This is a genomic window from Mycobacterium sp. C31M (assembly GCF_053345865.1).
In genome coordinates this window covers 32,828-48,950 of record NZ_JBKFAX010000014.1, presented here as the reverse complement: position 1 = coordinate 48,950, position 16,123 = coordinate 32,828, and the positions used below count along the sequence as shown (strand labels likewise).

Annotated in this window: 15 protein-coding genes; 9 read left to right on the top strand and 6 right to left on the bottom strand. The window is 67.3% G+C overall.

Annotation, left to right across the window (positions count from 1 at the left end):
* Nucleotide 1: 1 nt before the first annotated feature.
* Entirely contained in the window at nt 2–787 is a 786-nt protein-coding gene (locus ACLBYA_RS20975; protein WP_447711518.1) for a class I SAM-dependent methyltransferase, read from the bottom strand.
* 92 nt (nt 788–879) lie between these two features.
* Entirely contained in the window at nt 880–1,386 is a 507-nt protein-coding gene (locus tag ACLBYA_RS20970; protein WP_447711369.1) for a DUF2505 domain-containing protein, read from the bottom strand.
* Nucleotides 1,387–1,411: 25 nt separating this feature from the next.
* On the opposite strand from ACLBYA_RS20970, the gene ACLBYA_RS20965 reads away from it, so the two are divergent.
* A complete protein-coding gene (locus ACLBYA_RS20965) occupies nt 1,412–2,464 on the top strand; it encodes a UDP-N-acetylmuramate dehydrogenase (RefSeq protein WP_447711368.1) in 1,053 nt (350 codons plus the stop codon).
* Between the two features lie 15 nt (nt 2,465–2,479).
* Nucleotides 2,480–3,766 carry a L,D-transpeptidase gene (locus tag ACLBYA_RS20960; protein ID WP_447711367.1) on the top strand — a complete coding sequence of 429 codons (1,287 nt, stop codon included), beginning with the start codon at nt 2,480–2,482 and terminating at the stop codon, nt 3,764–3,766.
* Here the strand turns inward: ACLBYA_RS20960 and ACLBYA_RS20955 are convergent.
* Nucleotides 3,750–4,508 carry an SDR family oxidoreductase gene (locus tag ACLBYA_RS20955; RefSeq protein WP_447711366.1) on the bottom strand — a complete coding sequence of 253 codons (759 nt, stop codon included), beginning with the start codon at nt 4,506–4,508 and terminating at the stop codon, nt 3,750–3,752. The genes ACLBYA_RS20960 and ACLBYA_RS20955 overlap by 17 nt on opposite strands.
* A 257-nt stretch (nt 4,509–4,765) precedes the next feature.
* On the opposite strand from ACLBYA_RS20955, the gene ACLBYA_RS20950 reads away from it, so the two are divergent.
* The 6 genes from ACLBYA_RS20950 (at nt 4,766) to regX (ending at nt 10,641) form a co-directional block, all read left to right on the top strand.
* On the top strand, nt 4,766–6,028 hold the full coding sequence (locus tag ACLBYA_RS20950) for an ROK family protein (RefSeq protein WP_447711517.1): 1,263 nt from the start codon (nt 4,766–4,768) through the stop codon (nt 6,026–6,028).
* A gap of 24 nt (nt 6,029–6,052) precedes the next feature.
* Nucleotides 6,053–7,372 carry a D-inositol-3-phosphate glycosyltransferase gene (gene mshA, locus ACLBYA_RS20945; protein WP_447711365.1) on the top strand — a complete coding sequence of 440 codons (1,320 nt, stop codon included), beginning with the start codon at nt 6,053–6,055 and terminating at the stop codon, nt 7,370–7,372.
* Entirely contained in the window at nt 7,369–7,866 is a 498-nt protein-coding gene (locus ACLBYA_RS20940) for a YbjN domain-containing protein (RefSeq protein WP_447711364.1), read from the top strand. Before mshA ends, ACLBYA_RS20940 begins: the two co-directional genes overlap by 4 nt.
* A gap of 23 nt (nt 7,867–7,889) precedes the next feature.
* A complete protein-coding gene (locus ACLBYA_RS20935) occupies nt 7,890–8,630 on the top strand; it encodes a phosphoglyceromutase (RefSeq protein WP_447711363.1) in 741 nt (246 codons plus the stop codon).
* A 130-nt stretch (nt 8,631–8,760) separates the two neighbouring features.
* On the top strand, nt 8,761–9,939 hold the full coding sequence (locus tag ACLBYA_RS20930) for a sensor histidine kinase (protein ID WP_447711362.1): 1,179 nt from the start codon (nt 8,761–8,763) through the stop codon (nt 9,937–9,939).
* Nucleotides 9,940–9,954: 15 nt separating this feature from the next.
* Nucleotides 9,955–10,641, top strand: coding sequence for a two-component sensory transduction protein RegX (gene regX / locus ACLBYA_RS20925; RefSeq protein ID WP_447711361.1), 687 nt, complete (start codon nt 9,955–9,957; stop codon nt 10,639–10,641).
* A gap of 14 nt (nt 10,642–10,655) precedes the next feature.
* Here regX and ACLBYA_RS20920 read toward each other — a convergent pair whose 3' ends face one another.
* On the bottom strand, nt 10,656–11,624 hold the full coding sequence (locus tag ACLBYA_RS20920) for a GDP-L-fucose synthase family protein (RefSeq protein ID WP_447711360.1): 969 nt from the start codon (nt 11,622–11,624) through the stop codon (nt 10,656–10,658).
* Entirely contained in the window at nt 11,621–12,652 is a 1,032-nt protein-coding gene (gene gmd / locus ACLBYA_RS20915) for a GDP-mannose 4,6-dehydratase (protein ID WP_447711359.1), read from the bottom strand. The genes ACLBYA_RS20920 and gmd overlap by 4 nt, the downstream gene beginning before the upstream one ends.
* Nucleotides 12,653–13,023: 371 nt before the next feature.
* Between gmd and ACLBYA_RS20910 the strand changes: the two genes are divergently transcribed.
* A complete protein-coding gene (locus tag ACLBYA_RS20910; RefSeq protein WP_447711358.1) occupies nt 13,024–14,205 on the top strand; it encodes an alpha/beta hydrolase family protein in 1,182 nt (393 codons plus the stop codon).
* Here the strand turns inward: ACLBYA_RS20910 and ACLBYA_RS20905 are convergent.
* The gene (locus tag ACLBYA_RS20905) at nt 14,184–15,878 is read right to left on the bottom strand and encodes a serine aminopeptidase domain-containing protein (RefSeq protein ID WP_447711357.1); all 1,695 of its coding nucleotides are present in this window, start codon (nt 15,876–15,878) and stop codon (nt 14,184–14,186) included. The genes ACLBYA_RS20910 and ACLBYA_RS20905 overlap by 22 nt on opposite strands.
* Nucleotides 15,879–16,123 lie beyond the last annotated feature (245 nt).

The window sequence follows — 16,123 nt, the reverse complement described above, 5'->3', positions numbered from 1 at the left end:
GCTAGCCGCGGCCCGCGACCGTCGCCCAGGGCACCGACAGCACCCCGTCGCGCAACCGTCGCCGCGGCGGGTCGACGGCGAACCCCTCGGCGTGCAGCTGTTCCAGCATCGCCCGCCAGCGCACCCGCGGGCCGAACACACCGTGTCCGGCGGCGCTCGCCCAGGCCCGGTCGGCGGCATCGAGCAGGGTGTGGATCGGTTCGCCCGGCACATTGCGGTGGATCAGGATCTTCGGCAGCCGTTCGGCCAGATCGGAGGGCTTCTCGATGGCGAACGGATCGCAGGCCAGGGTCAGGCTGATCGGGCCGTCGGCGTCCAGCAGCACCCAACAGCAGCGCCGCCCCAGCTCATCGCAGGTGCCGTCGACCAGCAGTCCGCCGGGGGCCACCCGGCGCAGCAGCTGCGACCAGGCGGGTTCGACCTCGTCGACCGGGTACTGGCGCAGCACGTTGAAGGCCCGCACCAGCACCGGGCGCAGCCCGGCCAGTTCGAAACCGCCGAGCGCGAATTCGACACCCGGAACCGCGGACTGCTGGGCCAGCGCGACCCGGTCCGGGTGGATCTCCAGGCCGACGACCCGCACATCGGGGCGGACGGTCTGTAGGCGTGTCGCGAGTTCCAGCGTCGTGATGGGCAGTGCGCCGTAGCCGAGGTCGACGACCAGCGGGTCGGTGGCGGCCTGCAGCGCGGTGCGCACCCGGGGTGCGTAGACCAGCCAGCGGTCGCTGCGACGCAGCCGGTTGTAGCCGGTGGTGCCGCGCGTCGGCGAGCCGACAGGACGGCCCAGTGGCGAGCCGACAGGACGGCCCAGTGGCGAGCCGACAGGACGGCCCAGTGGCGAGCCGACAGGACGGCCCAGTGGCGAGCCGACAGGCCTGCTCAGCTGTGGTCGTTCACCCACTTGTCCGTGAACTCCTGTTCCAGCCGCAGCAGGTCGACCAATTGACCGCCGATCTGATTCTCCAGCTGACCGCCGAGCAGCGGGATCTTGACCTCCACGGTGACATGCACCGTGCCGCGGGCACCGGATCCCTCGTCGGCCAGTTCGGCATCGGCGCGCACCCGGGCCGGTGTCCCCAACATCTTCGCCGAGATGTCCGCGCTGGATCGTCCGTCGCGCAGCGGGGTCCAGCTCTCCTCGCGGACCAGGGTGAGGTCGCCGCGGTGGACCTGCGTGACGATCTTGGGCAGCCGCGCCAGTCTGACGGTCTGCGTGGTCACGATCCGGATGCCCGCGTGGTCATCGGCATCGAGCACATCCAGGGATGTCTCGTCGCAGCCGGACAGCTCCAGCCTTTTCAACCAGTAGCGCTTGTCGGAGAACGCCGTGAGGACCTCGGCGACGGAACACCCGTAGGTGGCCGCCAAGTCGAATGAACGCGGCATGATCGGCACGCTACCGTTACCGTCCGTGGTCAGTTCGCCTTTCGCCGGTGCGTCGGTGGCCGAGAATGTGCCGATCGCTTCGCGGACGACATTGCGCATCGGGCCCGTCGCGCAGCGGCTGATCACCTGCGACAGCACCGATCAGCTGACGGCCGTGCTGACCGAGTTGCCGGTCGCCGACGATGTGCTGGTGCTGGCCGGGGGCTCCAATGTGGTGCTCGCCGACGACCTGTCCGGGCTGACCGTGGTGGCCGTGGCCAACGCCGATATCACCGTCGGCGGGGCGGTGCTGCGCGCGCAGGCGGGCGCCGCCTGGGATGACGTGGTGGCCACCGCGCTGGATCACGGGCTGGGTGGGCTGGAGTGCCTGTCCGGCATCCCGGGATCGGCCGGTGCCACCCCGATCCAGAACGTCGGGGCCTACGGCGCCGAGGTCGCCGACACCATCACTGCCGTCCGGCTGCTGGATCGTCGCACCGGCGCCGACGAGTGGATCAGCCCGGATCGGCTGGGCTTCGGCTACCGGCACAGCGTCCTGAAGCATCAGGCGGCCGTCATCGTCACCGAAGTCGAGTTCACCCTGAACCCGGATGGGCTGTCCGCCCCGCTGCGCTACGGCGAACTGGCCACCCGGCTGGCCGCCGAGCCCGGTGAGCGGGTGCCGGCCGCCCGGGTGCGCGAGGCGGTGCTGAGTCTGCGCGCGTCCAAGGGCATGGTGCTCGACGCCGCCGACCACGACACCTGGAGTGTCGGCTCGTTCTTCACGAATCCGGTGGTCAACGCCCAGGACTTCGAGCGGCTGAAGGCCGGCCACGAGCGGCTACCGCACTATCCGGCGCCCGACGGGGTGAAACTCGCCGCCGGCTGGCTGGTCGAGCAGGCCGGTTTCGGCAAGGGTTATCCGGGCGGCGATGCGGTGGCGCAGCTGTCGGGCAAGCATGCGCTGGCCCTGACCAACCGGGGCGGCGCGACAACGACCGAGATCCTGGCGCTGGCCAGGACGGTGCGTGACGGTGTGCGGGACCGCTTCGGGATCGAACTCACACCCGAGCCGGTACTGGTCGGGTGCGCGCTCTAGGTACCCTTGGACCACGTGGGACCTGCCGAGAACGCACCGCTGAGCCGCCGTCGCGCGCTCACCATCCTGGGTCTGGGTGGTGCCGGCCTCGTGGCGGCCTGCACGGGTAAGCCCACCGGCGGCACGGCTGCCACCGAGGATGCGGCCGCCGTCCCGAAGGCACCCACCATCACCCTGACCCCCGATGACGCGGCACTGGATGTGGTGCCCACCGAACCGGCCGGTGTGCAGGTCAGCGACGGCTGGTTCCAGCGGATCGCTCTCACCAATGCCAACGGCAAGGTCGTCGCGGGCAAGCTGAACCGCGACCGCACCGAATTCACCGTCACCGAACCGCTGGGCTACGGCGGCTCCTACACCTGGTCGGGGTCGGTGGTCGGCCAGGACGGCCAGGCCGTGCCGGTGGCCGGCCAGTTCAGCACCGTCGATCCGCAGACCACCGTCAACGGCCGATTCCAGCTGGCCGACGGGCAGACCGTCGGTGTCGCGGCCCCGATCATCCTGCAGTTCGACGCCGCCGTCGCCGACGAGGACAAACCGGCGGTCGAGAAGGCGCTCAAGGTCACCACCACCCCACAGGTCGAGGGCAGCTGGGCTTGGTTGCCCGACGAGGTCGGCGGATCCCGGGTGCATTGGCGGACCAAGGAGTACTACCCGGCGGGCACCGCGGTGCATGTCGATGCCAACCTCTACGGCGTCGAGTTCGGTCCGCAGGCCTACGGCGCCGCCGACTCCACTCTGGATTTCACCATCGGGCGACGTCAGGTGGTCAAGGCCGAGGCGAGCAGTCACCGCATCCAGGTGATCACCGACGAGGGCGTCATCATGGACTTCCCGTGCAGCTACGGCGAGGGAGACCTGGACCGCAACGTCACCCGTAGCGGTGTCCACGTGGTCACCGAGAAGTACGAGGACTTTTACATGACCAACCCGGCCGCCGGGTACGCCAACGTGCACGAGCGGTTCGCCGTGCGCATCTCCAACAACGGCGAGTTCATCCACTGCAACCCCAACAGCATTGGGGCGCAGGGCAATACCAATGTCACCAACGGGTGTATCAACCTGAACCTGGAGAACTCGCAGCAATACTTCAACTCGGCGATGTACGGCGACCCGGTCGAGGTGACCGGCACCCGCATCGACCTGTCCTACGCCGACGGCGACATCTGGGACTGGGCGGTGGACTGGGACGAGTGGGTGTCCATGTCGGCACTGTCGGAGACGGCCCCGCGGTCGAGCATCCCGGAATCCGCGCCGGCCACCCCGTCCGGCGCGCCCACCCCGGCTACCCCTGGCGGTTGAACCGGGAGCCGATCGCCCCGGTGACCTGATCGCGCGGGCGGACCACGACGAGGTCCAGATCGACATGAGCGGGCCTGCTCGCGACGAACCCGATCACCTCGGCGATGTCCTCGGCGACCAGTGGGGTCACCCCGGCGTACACCTTGTCGGCGCGGTCGGCGTCCCCGTCGAACCGGTTGAGCGAGAAGTCGGTCTTCACCATGCCGGGCGCAACCTCGGTGAGCCGCACCGGCTTTCCGAGCAGCTCGCTGCGCAAGGTGCGGTGCAGGATGCCCTGGGCGTGCTTGGCCGAGGTGTAGCCCGACCCGTTGTCATAGGTCTCCAGCGCGGCGATGGAGGTGACGGTGATGATGAGCCCGTCGCCGGAGTCGATCAGCTTGCCCAGCAGCGCCTTGGTGACATGCAGGGTGCCCAGCACATTGGCCTCCCACATCCAGCGCCAGTTCTCGATATCGGCATCGGCGACCGACTCCAGGCCGCGCGCCCCGCCGGCGTTGTTGACGAGCACATCCACGCGGTCCAGCTGTTGTGCCAGCGCCGCCACGGCCGCCGGGTCAGTGACGTCCGCCACAATCGCGGTACCGTCGATCGCGGCAGCCAGCTCCGTGATCGGCCCCTCGCGACGTGCCACGCAGATCACATGAAATCCCTGTGCAGCAAGGGTTTTCGCAGTGGCTTCGCCGATCCCGGCGCTGGCTCCGGTGACGACTGCGACGCGGCGGGTGTCCGTTGAGGTACTCATTCCGACAAGCCTAGGCCCGCCGATCCGACCTTCGCGCAAGTGCCGATGGTCGTGCTAAGTTGACGTCGTGATCTCGATCAGCGGTTCCGCCGCGCGGCGTGCGTGTTGTTGTTGCGCACCCGCCGCGCCCTGCTGACCCGAGGACAAACACGTCCCGCTGAGTCGCTGGTGTGGCAGAGGTTTCCAGAGCCCACCCCAGCCAATACTCAGACCAGAGGACACCCATCGTGAGCACCGCCACCGTCGCCGCCAAGACCATCCGTCAGGCGCCCGCCGTCCACGCCAAGCGCGCCCTGTTGGCCCGGCACCACATCGTCGCCCCGTCGCTCAAGGTCGCCGACGCCGCCGCGGCATCGGTCTTCGGCGCGGCCCGGCAGCGCGGACCGATCGCCCGCGATGCCATCGCCCGCGTCACCGGATTGAGCATCGCCACGGTGAACCGCCAGGTCACCGCCCTGCTCGACGCCGGTGTGCTGCGCGAGCGCGCCGATCTCGCGGTGTCCGGCGCGATCGGGCGCCCGCGTGTCCCGGTCGAGGTCAATCACGAGCCGTTCCTGACCCTGGGCCTGCACATCGGCGCGAAGACGACCTCCATCGTCGCCACCGATCTGTTCGGCCGCACCCTCGATGTCGTCGAGACACCCACCCCGCGCGGCACCCAGAGTGCGGCACTGGCCTCGCTGGCCGGTAGCGCGCGGCGCTACCTGAGCCGCTGGCACCGTCGTCGCGCGCTGTGGGTCGGTGTCGCCGCCGGTGGCGTGGTGGACAGCACCTCGGGCTACCTGGACCATCCGCGGCTGGGCTGGACCGAGGCGCCGGTCGGCCCGGTGCTGGCCGAGACGCTGGGCCTGCCGGTGTCGGTGGCCTCGCATGTGGATGCCATGGCCGGCGCCGAGCTGCTGCTCGGCGTGCGCCGCCCGAACGCGCAGGCCGGTACCAGCCTGTATGTCTACGCCCGCGAGACGGTGGGTTACGCGCTGTCGATCGGCGGTCGGGTGCATTCGCCTGCCAGCGGTCCGGGCACCATCGCCGCCCTGCCGGTGAGTTCCGAATTGCTCGGCGGCTCAGGGAAATTGGAGTCGACCGTCAGCGACGAGGCGGTGCTGACCGCGGCCCGTGCGCAGCGCATCATCCCGTCCGAGGGGCCGACATCGACGCTGGCCTCGGTGCTGCGCGCCGCGCGTAATGGACACGAGGGTGCGCGCGGCCTACTGGCCGAGCGGGCCCGGGTGCTGGGCGAGGCGGTGGCGCTGCTGCGCGACATGCTCAACCCCGATGATCTGGTGGTCGGCGGACAGGCCTTCACCGAGTACCCCGAGGGCATGGAACTGGTCGAGCAGGCCTTCGCCGCCCGTTCGGTCCTGGGCTCGCGCGATATCCGGGTGACGGCCTTCGGCAACCGCGTCCAGGAGGCCGGCGCGGGTGTGGTGTCCCTCGGAGGGCTCTATGCCGACCCGATCGCGGCGATGCGCCGCGCCCAGCTGCGCCGCGGTGAAGGTACTGTGCTGGCCCCGGTGTAGGGGCGACGGTGTAGGAATGACTGTGTGCGTGTCGTTCCCGAAACGTCCGGTCTGACGGACGCCCGTCGCGTCGCGGTGCTGTCGGTCCACACCTCGCCGCTGTCCCAACCGGGTACCGGTGACGCCGGCGGGATGAACGTCTACGTCCTGCAGACCGCGCTCGAGCTGGCCCGTCGTGGTGTCGAGGTGGAGATCTTCACCAGGGCGACCTCCTCGGCGGACGCCCCGGTGGTGCAGGTCGCACCAGGGGTGCTGGTGCGCAACGTGGTCGCCGGGCCGTTCGAGGGGCTCGACAAGAACGACCTGCCCACCCAGCTGTGCGCGTTCACCGCCGGGGTGCTGCGCGCCGAGGCCACCCACGAGCCCGGTTACTACGACATCGTGCACTCGCACTATTGGCTGTCCGGTCAGGTCGGCTGGCTGGCCGCCGACCGCTGGGCGGTGCCGCTGGTGCACACCGCCCACACCCTGGCCGCGGTCAAGAACGCCGCCCTGGCCGAAGGTGACGCCCCCGAACCGGCACTGCGCTCGGTCGGCGAACAGCAGGTGGTCGACGAGGCGGACCGGCTGATCGTGAACACCGAAATCGAAGCACAGCAACTGGTCTCACTACACCACGCTCACCGGCGCAGCATCGATGTGGTGCATCCCGGCGTCGACCTGCAGGTGTTCACGCCGGGTTCGCGGCAGGCCGCGCGGGGGGCGCTGGGCCTGTCCGAGCAGGCCAAGGTCATTGCCTTCGTCGGTCGCATCCAACCGCTCAAGGCCCCCGATGTGCTGCTGCGGGCCGCCGCGAAGCTCAGCGATGTCCAGGTGCTCATCGCGGGTGGGCCCTCCGGTTCGGGCATGGCGACACCCGACGATCTGGTTGCACTGGCCGCCGAGTTGGGTATCACCGACCGGGTGACCTTTCTGCCGCCGCAGTCCCGCGACCAACTGGTCGACGTCTACCGGGCCGCCGACATCGTCGCGGTGCCCAGCTACAACGAGTCCTTCGGCCTGGTCGCCGTCGAGGCGCAGGCCTGCGGGACGCCGGTGGTCGCGGCCGCCGTCGGCGGGTTGCCGGTGGCGGTGCGCGACGGCGTGACCGGCGCGTTGGTCAGCGGGCATGATCCCGGCGACTGGGCCGACACGCTGGCCGCGGTGCTGGCACAGGACCCTGATCGGTTGAGCGCGGCGGCCGCGGCGCATGCGGCTACCTTCTCCTGGGCACACACCGTGGACGGGTTGCTGGCCAGCTACGCGCACGCCATCACCGACTACCGGGACCGGCATCCGCGCCGTGATCTGCCGACGCGGCGGACCGGGCGGCGGTTCGCGCTACGCCGGGGGGTGCGGGCATGAGCCCCATTCGGGAAATCATCGAACAGACCCTGCAGGCCAACGACCTGGAGTACGCCCACCACAAGGGTGTCAACGGCGGGTTGCCCGGGCTGGTGGTGGCGCTGCCGGGGGAGCGGCGGCTCAAGACCAACACCATCCTGAGCGTCGGTGAGCACTCGGTGCGGGTCGAGGCGTTCGTCTGCCGGCGGCCCGACGAGAATTTCGAGGCCGTCTACAAGTTTCTGCTCAAGCGCAACCGCCGCCTGTACGGGGTGGCCTACACCCTGGACAACCTGGGCGATATCTATCTGGTGGGCTGGATGGCGAACAGTTCGGTGGATGCCGACGAGATCGACCGGGTGCTCGGACAGGTGCTCGAGGCGGTCGACAGCGATTTCAACACCTTGTTGGAGTTGGGTTTTCGGTCCTCCATCCAGAAGGAATGGGAGTGGCGGGTGGCCCGCGGCGAGTCGCTGAAGAACCTCGAGGCCTTTTCCCATCTGATCGAAGACTGACGGCTCATGAGAGGATTCAGGTTATGCCGACCTTGATCCTGCTGCGCCATGGCGAGAGCGACTGGAACCAGAAGAACCTGTTCACCGGCTGGGTCGATGTCGACCTCACCGACAAGGGCCGGGCCGAGGCGGTCCGCGGTGGCAAGCTGCTCGCCGAGCAGGGCGTGCTGCCCGACGTGCTGTACACCTCGCTGCTGCGCCGCGCCATCACCACCGCCAACCTGGCGCTCGATGCCGCCGACCGGCACTGGATTCCGGTGATCCGCGACTGGCGGCTCAACGAACGGCACTACGGTGCGCTGCAGGGGCTGGACAAGGCGGCCACCAAGGAGAAGTACGGCGACGAGCAGTTCATGGCGTGGCGTCGCAGCTACGACACGCCGCCGCCGCCCATCGAGAAGGGCAGCGAGTTCAGCCAGGACGCCGACCCGCGTTATGCCGATCTGGACGAGGTGCCGCTGACCGAGTGCCTGGCCGATGTGGTGGCCCGGTTCGTGCCGTACTTCGAGCAGACCATCGTGGGCGACCTCAAGGCCGGCAAGACGGTGCTGATCGCCGCGCACGGCAACTCGCTGCGTGCGCTGGTCAAATACCTGGACGGGATGTCCGAGGACGATGTCGTCGGGCTGAACATCCCGACCGGGATCCCGCTGCTCTACGAACTGGACGCCGACCTCAAGCCGACGACGCCGGGCGGACGCTATCTGGATCCGGAGGCCGCGGCCGCCGGTGCCGCGGCCGTCGCCGCGCAGGGCGCCAAGTGACCGACCCACGCGGTGCGCGAAGTGATCAATGAGTTAACGGTGGCCGAACTCTGGTCTTTGTACGTGTGACTTCTCCCGATTTGGCCGCACGCTGCTGGGATGACGTTCACCCGATGCGTACGATTTTCGCGTGAGTGTCGGTTCCGCGCTGTTGCTGGCGGCTGCGCTGGCTCTGCTCGCGCTGGGAATCGGGATCGCCGTCGGGATGGCCGCGATGCGCCGGATCAGTGCGCGCCGGGTCGAGCGTGATATCGAAGAGGGCGGTGGTATCACCGTCTCGCAGATGCTCAGCCATATCGCGGCGATGTCACCGATGGGCATCGTCGTCGTCGACACCTTCCGCGATGTCGTCTACATGAACGAGCAGGCCACCGAGCTGGGGCTGGTCCGGGATCGGTTGCTCGACGACCGCGCGTGGCAGGCGGTGCAGCGCTGCCTGGCCACCGGCGAGGATGTCGACATCGATCTGTCGCCGCGCAAACGGCAGAAGACCGGTCGCTCGGGTCTGGCGGTACGCGGTCATGTCCGGCTGCTGGTCGAAGAGGCCAACCAGTTCGCCGTGGTGTTCGTCGGTGACCAGTCCGAGCAGGCACGGATGGAAGCGACCCGGCGCGATTTTGTGGCCAACGTCAGCCATGAACTCAAGACCCCGGTCGGCGCAATGGGTGTGCTCGCCGAGGCGATGCTGGCCTCCACCGACGATCCCGACGTCGTGCGCCGGTTCTCCGAGAAGATGATCATCGAATCCGAGCGGTTGGCCAACATGGTCGGCGAGCTGATCGAGCTGTCCCGGTTGCAGGGCGCCGAACCGCTGCCCGACCTGGACACCGTCGACGTCGATGCGGTGGTGTCCGAGGCCTTGTCGCGGTACAAGGTGGCCGCCGACAGCGCCCACATCAACATCACCACCGACGCGCCCACCGGCTACCGGGTGCTGGGCGACGAGCGGCTGCTGATCACCGCGATCGCCAACCTGGTGTCCAACGCCATCGCGTACTCGCCGGACGGGTCGGATGTCTCGATCAGCCGGCGGCGCCGCGGCGACGATATCGAGATCGCCATCACCGACCGCGGTATCGGGATCGCCCGTGCCGATCAGGAGCGGGTCTTCGAACGCTTCTTCCGGGTCGACAAGGCGCGTTCGCGGGCCACCGGCGGAACCGGTCTGGGCCTGGCCATCGTCAAGCACGTGGCGGCCAACCACAACGGATCCATCCGGCTCTGGAGTCAGCCGGGTACCGGTTCGACGTTCACCCTGTCCATACCGGCGATACATGACGACCGATCGGTCGACGATGATGATGATTAAGGAAGGCGCCTCCTGATGACGTCCGTGCTGATCGTTGAAGACGAAGAGTCCCTCGCCGATCCTCTGGCATTCCTGTTGCGCAAGGAGGGATTCGAGGCCACCGTCGTCACCGACGGCCCCTCGGCGCTGGCCGAGTTCGAGCGCGCGGGCGCCGATATCGTGCTGCTGGACCTCATGCTGCCCGGGATGAGCGGCACCGATGTCTGCAAGCAGTTGCGGTCGCGGTCCAGCGTGCCGGTCATCATGGTGACCGCTCGCGACAGTGAGATCGACAAGGTGGTGGGCCTGGAACTCGGCGCCGACGATTACGTGACCAAGCCGTACTCGGCACGTGAGCTGATCGCACGGATCCGCGCCGTGCTGCGTCGCGGTGCCGACAACGACGATGTCGGCATCGGTGACGGTGTGCTGGAGGCCGGCCCGGTGCGGATGGATGTCGAACGCCATGTGGTGAGCGTGAACGGTGAGCCGATCACTCTGCCGCTCAAGGAGTTCGACCTGCTCGAATACCTGATGCGCAACAGCGGACGGGTGCTGACCCGTGGCCAGTTGATCGACCGGGTCTGGGGTGCGGACTATGTCGGCGACACCAAGACCCTCGACGTGCACGTGAAGCGGTTGCGGTCCAAGATCGAATCGGACCCGGCCAGCCCGGTGCACCTGGTGACCGTCCGCGGCCTCGGCTACAAGCTGGAGGGCTGAGGCCGCCCGGGAACTTATGTCCGCAGTTCTGCGATGTGGCTGCGGTACCAGTCGACCGTCGTCGAGATACCGGTTGCCAGGTCGATCGTCGCGGACCACCCGTTCTCGCGGAGCAGGCTGACGTCGAGTAGCTTCTGCGGTGTGCCGTCCGGCTTTTCGGTGTCCCAACGGGTCTGCCCGGTGTAGCCGACCACCTCGGCGATGATCGCAGCGATGTCGGCGATGGTGCAATCCGTTCCGGTGCCGATGTTCACCTGGCTGCTGCCGTTGTAGTTTTCCAGCAGGTGCAAACATGCCGAAGCCATATCATCGACGTGCAGCAACTCACGCCGAGGCGTTCCGGTGCCCCAGTTCGTGACGGTCTCGGCGCCGCTGGAAACAGCTTCGTCGTAGCGACGTATCAAGGCCGGCAGGACATGCGATCCCTGCGGCGAGAAGTTGTCGCCAGGGCCATACAGATTGGTGGGCATGGCCGAGATCCACGGTAGCCCGTATTGGCGCCGGACTGACTGGACGCCGATGATGCCCGCGATCTTGGCGATCGCGTAGGCGTTGTTGGTTTCTTCCAGAGACCCGGTCAGCAGATAGTCCTCACGGATGGGCTGTGGAGCCATCCGCGGGTAGATGCATGACGATCCGAGGAACAGCAGCCGTTGGGTGCGCTGGGCCAGTGCCGCGTCCAGGACATTCGTCTGGATACGGACGTTCTCGGACAGGAAATCGACCGGATAGGTGTTGTTGGCCAGAATGCCACCGACCTTGGCGGCAGCCAGGACGACGGTCTGGGGCCGGGTCTCGGCAAAAAAGTCGAACACCGCGTCGCGGTCCCGCAGATCCAGTTCTGCCGACCGTCGCCCGACCAGATTCGTGAATCCGCGCGCCTGCAGTGTGCGCCAGATCGCCGACCCGACCAGCCCGCCGTGGCCGGCCACGTACAGCGGCGCGTGGCGGTCCAGCGCGGTCGGGGTGAAGTCCGCACTCATGCGCCGGTGGTCCAGCCGTCGAGCACCGGGGCGTCGATCCAGGGTCCGTCATGGGCAAGTGCCTCGATATCGGCGTCGACCATGATCGCCGCCAATTGCGGCGTGAGAACCTTTGGCGTCCAACCGAGTACACGTTGGGCTTTCTCGGCAGATCCGATGAGTGAGTCGACCTCGGTGGGGCGCAGGTAGCGCTCGTCGAACTTGACGTGTTCGGACCAGTCCAGTCCGGCGTGCGCAAACGACAGTTCGACGAAATCACGCACCGTGTAGGCAGTGCCGGTCGCCAGCACGAAATCCTCGGGTTTGTCGGCCTGCAGCATCCGCCACATGCCCTCGACGTACTCCGGTGCATAACCCCAGTCGCGGACGGCATCCAGATTCCCGAGGTACAGGTGTTGCTGCCGGCCGGCTTTGATCTCGGCCACCGCCCGGGTGATCTTGCGAGTCACGAAGGTCTCGCCGCGACGGGGGGACTCGTGGTTGAACAGGATGCCGTTGACCGCGAACATGCCGTAGGCCTCGCGGTAGTTGCGGGTGACCCAGTACGAGTAGACCTTTGCCGCACCGTAGGGCGAACGCGGGTAGAACGGTGTGTCCTCGTTCTGTGGTGGCGGAGTCGCGCCGAACATTTCGGAGCTTGAAGCTTGGTAGAAGCGGCAGTTGAGACCCACCATACGCACGGCCTCCAGCAGTCGCATAGCTCCCAGGCCCGTGGTGTTGCCGGTGTATTCGGGCTCGTCGAAGCTGACCCGGACGTGTGATTGGGCGCCCAGGTTGTACACCTCGTCGGGCTGGATCTCGTGTAACAGCGTGGTCAGTCGACTGCCTTCGCTCAAATCGCTGTAGTGCAGGAACATCTGGGCGTTCGGATCATGCGGGTCGCGATAGAGGTGGTCGACCCGCGCGGTATTGAATGTCGATGCGCGTCTGATCAGTCCGTGAACTTCATACCCCTTGTGCAGCAACAGCTCTGCCAGATATGAACCGTCCTGGCCTGTGATGCCGGTGACGAGTGCCTTCTTGGTCACGCCGGTGTCCTCTCTGCTGGTGGAGCGCGTATACCGCTGGGCGACAGTGTGACACCCGGGTTTGCGCTGCGGCAGGCGGACCGGAACGGGGTTCGGTATCGACTGACGCGACGTTTGCTGAGTCATCGGCGAACGCTTGGGAAACAGTAGCAGTCACCGATCTATTTCACTGAATCAAGTATTTGCGATCATTGCCACAGTGTCCTTGAGTAGGAGATAGCAATCGCTGAATACGGATGGACAACATTTGCCTGTGGGTATCAGGCGGGGCGGGGGAGAGTCGGCCACTAGGCTAGGACCGGTATCCTGGGAGCATTCGCCACGATGGGAGTACTGTGACCCCCGCGCCAGCTGTATGGACCAGATCATGGTTGGCGGCTCTGCTGTCGGCGACGGTCGTCGCCTGCGGAGCCGGCCAGACCGCGCTCGACACGGACGATATCGAGGCACCTATCCCCATCCCGTCACCCGCGATCGCACCGGAGACCAACGCGGCACGCGGTTCGGTGGTCAGTAGCGAACCCGTGGACCTGGCCGGGGTGAACGGCAGAGCCAGCCGGGCGACCTATCGCTCGGTGTCCGGTATCGACGGCAGCGCCCGTGAGATCACCGGTGTCTTCGTGGTCCCGGTCGGTAATCCGCCGGCTGGCGGTTGGCCACTGATCTCGCTGGCACACGGCACCACCGGTATCGCACCGGACTGCGGACCATCGCAGGACCCAGACCTGATGGGTTTTCTGCCCACCGTTCGGGATCTCGCGGCGCACGGCTACGCCGTCGCCGTCACCGACTACGAGGGGCTAGGCGGCTTCGGTAGCCATCCCTATCTGGAACCGCGCAGCGCGGCCTTCAACGTCGCCGACGCCGCGCGCGCCATCGGCAACTTGTATCCAAACATCTCCGACCGGTGGATCGCCCTTGGTAACTCCCAAGGTGGACAAGCTGTCTGGGCCGTCGGGGAAATGTTGGCCGGTGACGGCGGTGGCCCGGACCTGGCGGGCGTTGCGGCGCTGTCACCGGCTGCCAACCTCACCCCGGTCGCCCAGCGTGGGGCACAGGGGGATCTCACGGCCGACCAACGGGCCGTGGTACCGCTGGTGGTGGCAGGGCTGGAACGGTCCGATCCAGCCCTGCGGGCCCGCGACTTCATCGATGCCGCGGTGCGCTCCGACGAGAACACGGTATTCGCCTGCCGTGGCGGGGCGGCGAGCCCTGATATCGTGCTGCAGTTCGACGATCCCGATGATGTGGCCGTCCTGCGCACCGCGTTGCGCAGGATCGCGTTGCCGCAGCAGTCGCTCGGCGTGCCGATGCTGGTGGTGAACGGTCTGGCGGATAACACGATACCCGCGTCCTGGGTGGCGACTGCGGTTCGTGAGGCGTGCGCACTGGGCGGCCGGATCCAGCACGTCGAGGTCGCCGGGGCCGGCCACGGCGACCTGGGCGGGACGGGTTACCGGATTCTCTACGAATGGATACATGACCGGATAGGCTCGGCGACCCCCGCGCCGTCGACCTGTGGCAGTCAGCCTCAGCAGGTCGCACTGGGCTGATCGGGCTCGGCATCGGCCAACAGCGGGCCGAAGTCACGCCTGATCGCGCCCACGAGATGACGGCGGGTGAATTCCTGGAGGTCACGGCGCAGCAGCGGATGATCCCCGAATGGCGCCGCGATCAGGGTCGGCGCCCAACCGGCATCCGACACCCGCTGCATGGATCGGTCGCCGTGCTGCTGCGAGAACCAGGTCAGGTCGGCCGGGGACAGCAGAATATCGGTGCGGATATTCCTGCGGCGTAGTCGTGTCAGCAGTACCTCGGGTACCTGGGCCACCCCGAGTTTGCCGAGCATCAGCCAGGCCGGATACGGGATATGGCTGCGGATGAGTGATTTCGCGCGTTGCTTGAGTGTGGGCTGCGGGGCGGTCGTCATCGCGATATCCGGGTCGGTCTCTTTCTGCCGCAACGCATAGCCGATGATGTTGACCAGCACCACACTGTGTGCTCCCTTGGTGATGGCGGCCATCGCCGAGTGCCAGGCGCCCGAGCAGACGCCGGTCATCATCAACCGGTCTGGACCGGCTCCGGTGGCGGTCACGGCCGCCGCGATATCGGCTCGGGACTGGTCGGAATAGATGCGCGGGAATTCGGTGGCCGCACCACTGTCGCCGGTGCCTCGCCGGTCATAGCGCAACGCCGTTACGCCCAGCGCGGCTAGTTCCCTGGCGGTTTCGGTCCAGATCCGTCCGGTGCCGATCCGGTGCTCATAGGCGGTGCTGTGGGTTAACAGGGTGGGGCAGTCGGGCCGGGCTCCCGTCATCGCGGTGCGGATACCGAAAAGCCGGTGGGGTCCGAAATGCTCGATGGTCTCCACGATGGCCGTTCCGTCGGAGTACTGATTCACCACCGTGCTCGATCGGAGGTCGGCGCGGAACGGGGCGGTGGCCGTGGCCCCGTGGGTGTCGAACCAGTCGGTCAGCAGATCGACTGTCGGGTACGGGATCTCCACCACGTAACTGGCTGGCTCGACGAACGCGGACTGGTCGGGGACGGCACGCACTGTGCATGAGGGCGCGCTCGCCAACGTGCGAAGTCGCTTGTCATCACGGCGTTCCGGCCGCACCAGCAGCAAGGTCCGGATATTTTCGTCGAAGGCGGTCGGTAGCTTCATGGCTGCGAGCTTGAGCGATGCCTGCGGCGAGAAGCTCAGTCCCAATATGGATTCCACGGAGGTATCGGCGGTGTCCTCACCCACCGACATCCGGTAGAGAGCGCGTTGCTCACGAAGGTACCTGCGGCCGTCGGTCACCGGATCCCACAACGCCAGGTCGACCGATCCGGTCAGGGTGGGTGCGACCGCTGCCGCCAGCAGTGCGCCGGCCCGCAACCCAATCAGGGACACCGTCGGGACGCCGCAGTCGCGGAGGTACCGGGCGGCGACGGCAATGCTGTCCAGGTAGTCCGTGATCGCGGTCTCGGCGCCCTGACGTCCCGTCGAATCACCCGTGCCGGCGTAATCGAACCGCATCACGGCGAAACCGGCCACCGCCAGTTTCTGGGCGAGTAGCTTCAGGCCCCGGTAGGTGTCGACGTGTTCCTTGCCCAGCGGTGGGCACAGCACGATGCCACCACGACTCTGCCCTCCGCTGGGGCAGTGCAGCACACCGAAGAGGGCTGCCTCGGCGGTGCCGAACCATGTCGGCGCCCCCGCCGTGCTGTCACCAGGCATGGGGCGAGATTATCATTCAGCGCATTGCCAGGACCACATGGCATCACATAAATACCAGGAAAACTGGCATCTATGGCCAGTTGAAGATATTGCTAGCGGTCCGGAGAGGCAGTTTTGGTGCCTATCTTGGCCGGACGACCTCAAGATATTCGCTAAAAATCAATGATCACGTCAACTTCAACAGCCTCGCCGGGATGTCTAAGTAGCTATCGGCAACCAAAATGCGCAGCATAGTGTGATTTTAG

Excerpts from the sequence above, each read along its gene's own strand:
- ACLBYA_RS20920 (WP_447711360.1), bottom strand. The coding sequence starts at position 11,624 with ATGAGTGCGGACTTCACCCCGACCGCGCTGGACCGCCACGCGCCGCTG.
- ACLBYA_RS20905 (WP_447711357.1), bottom strand. The coding sequence starts at position 15,878 with ATGCCTGGTGACAGCACGGCGGGGGCGCCGACATGGTTCGGCACCGCC.
- ACLBYA_RS20935 (WP_447711363.1), top strand. The coding sequence starts at position 7,890 with ATGCCGACCTTGATCCTGCTGCGCCATGGCGAGAGCGACTGGAACCAG.
- ACLBYA_RS20970 (WP_447711369.1), bottom strand. The coding sequence starts at position 1,386 with ATGCCGCGTTCATTCGACTTGGCGGCCACCTACGGGTGTTCCGTCGCC.
- ACLBYA_RS20955 (WP_447711366.1), bottom strand. The coding sequence starts at position 4,508 with ATGAGTACCTCAACGGACACCCGCCGCGTCGCAGTCGTCACCGGAGCC.
- regX (WP_447711361.1), top strand. The coding sequence starts at position 9,955 with ATGACGTCCGTGCTGATCGTTGAAGACGAAGAGTCCCTCGCCGATCCT.
- ACLBYA_RS20940 (WP_447711364.1), top strand. The coding sequence starts at position 7,369 with ATGAGCCCCATTCGGGAAATCATCGAACAGACCCTGCAGGCCAACGAC.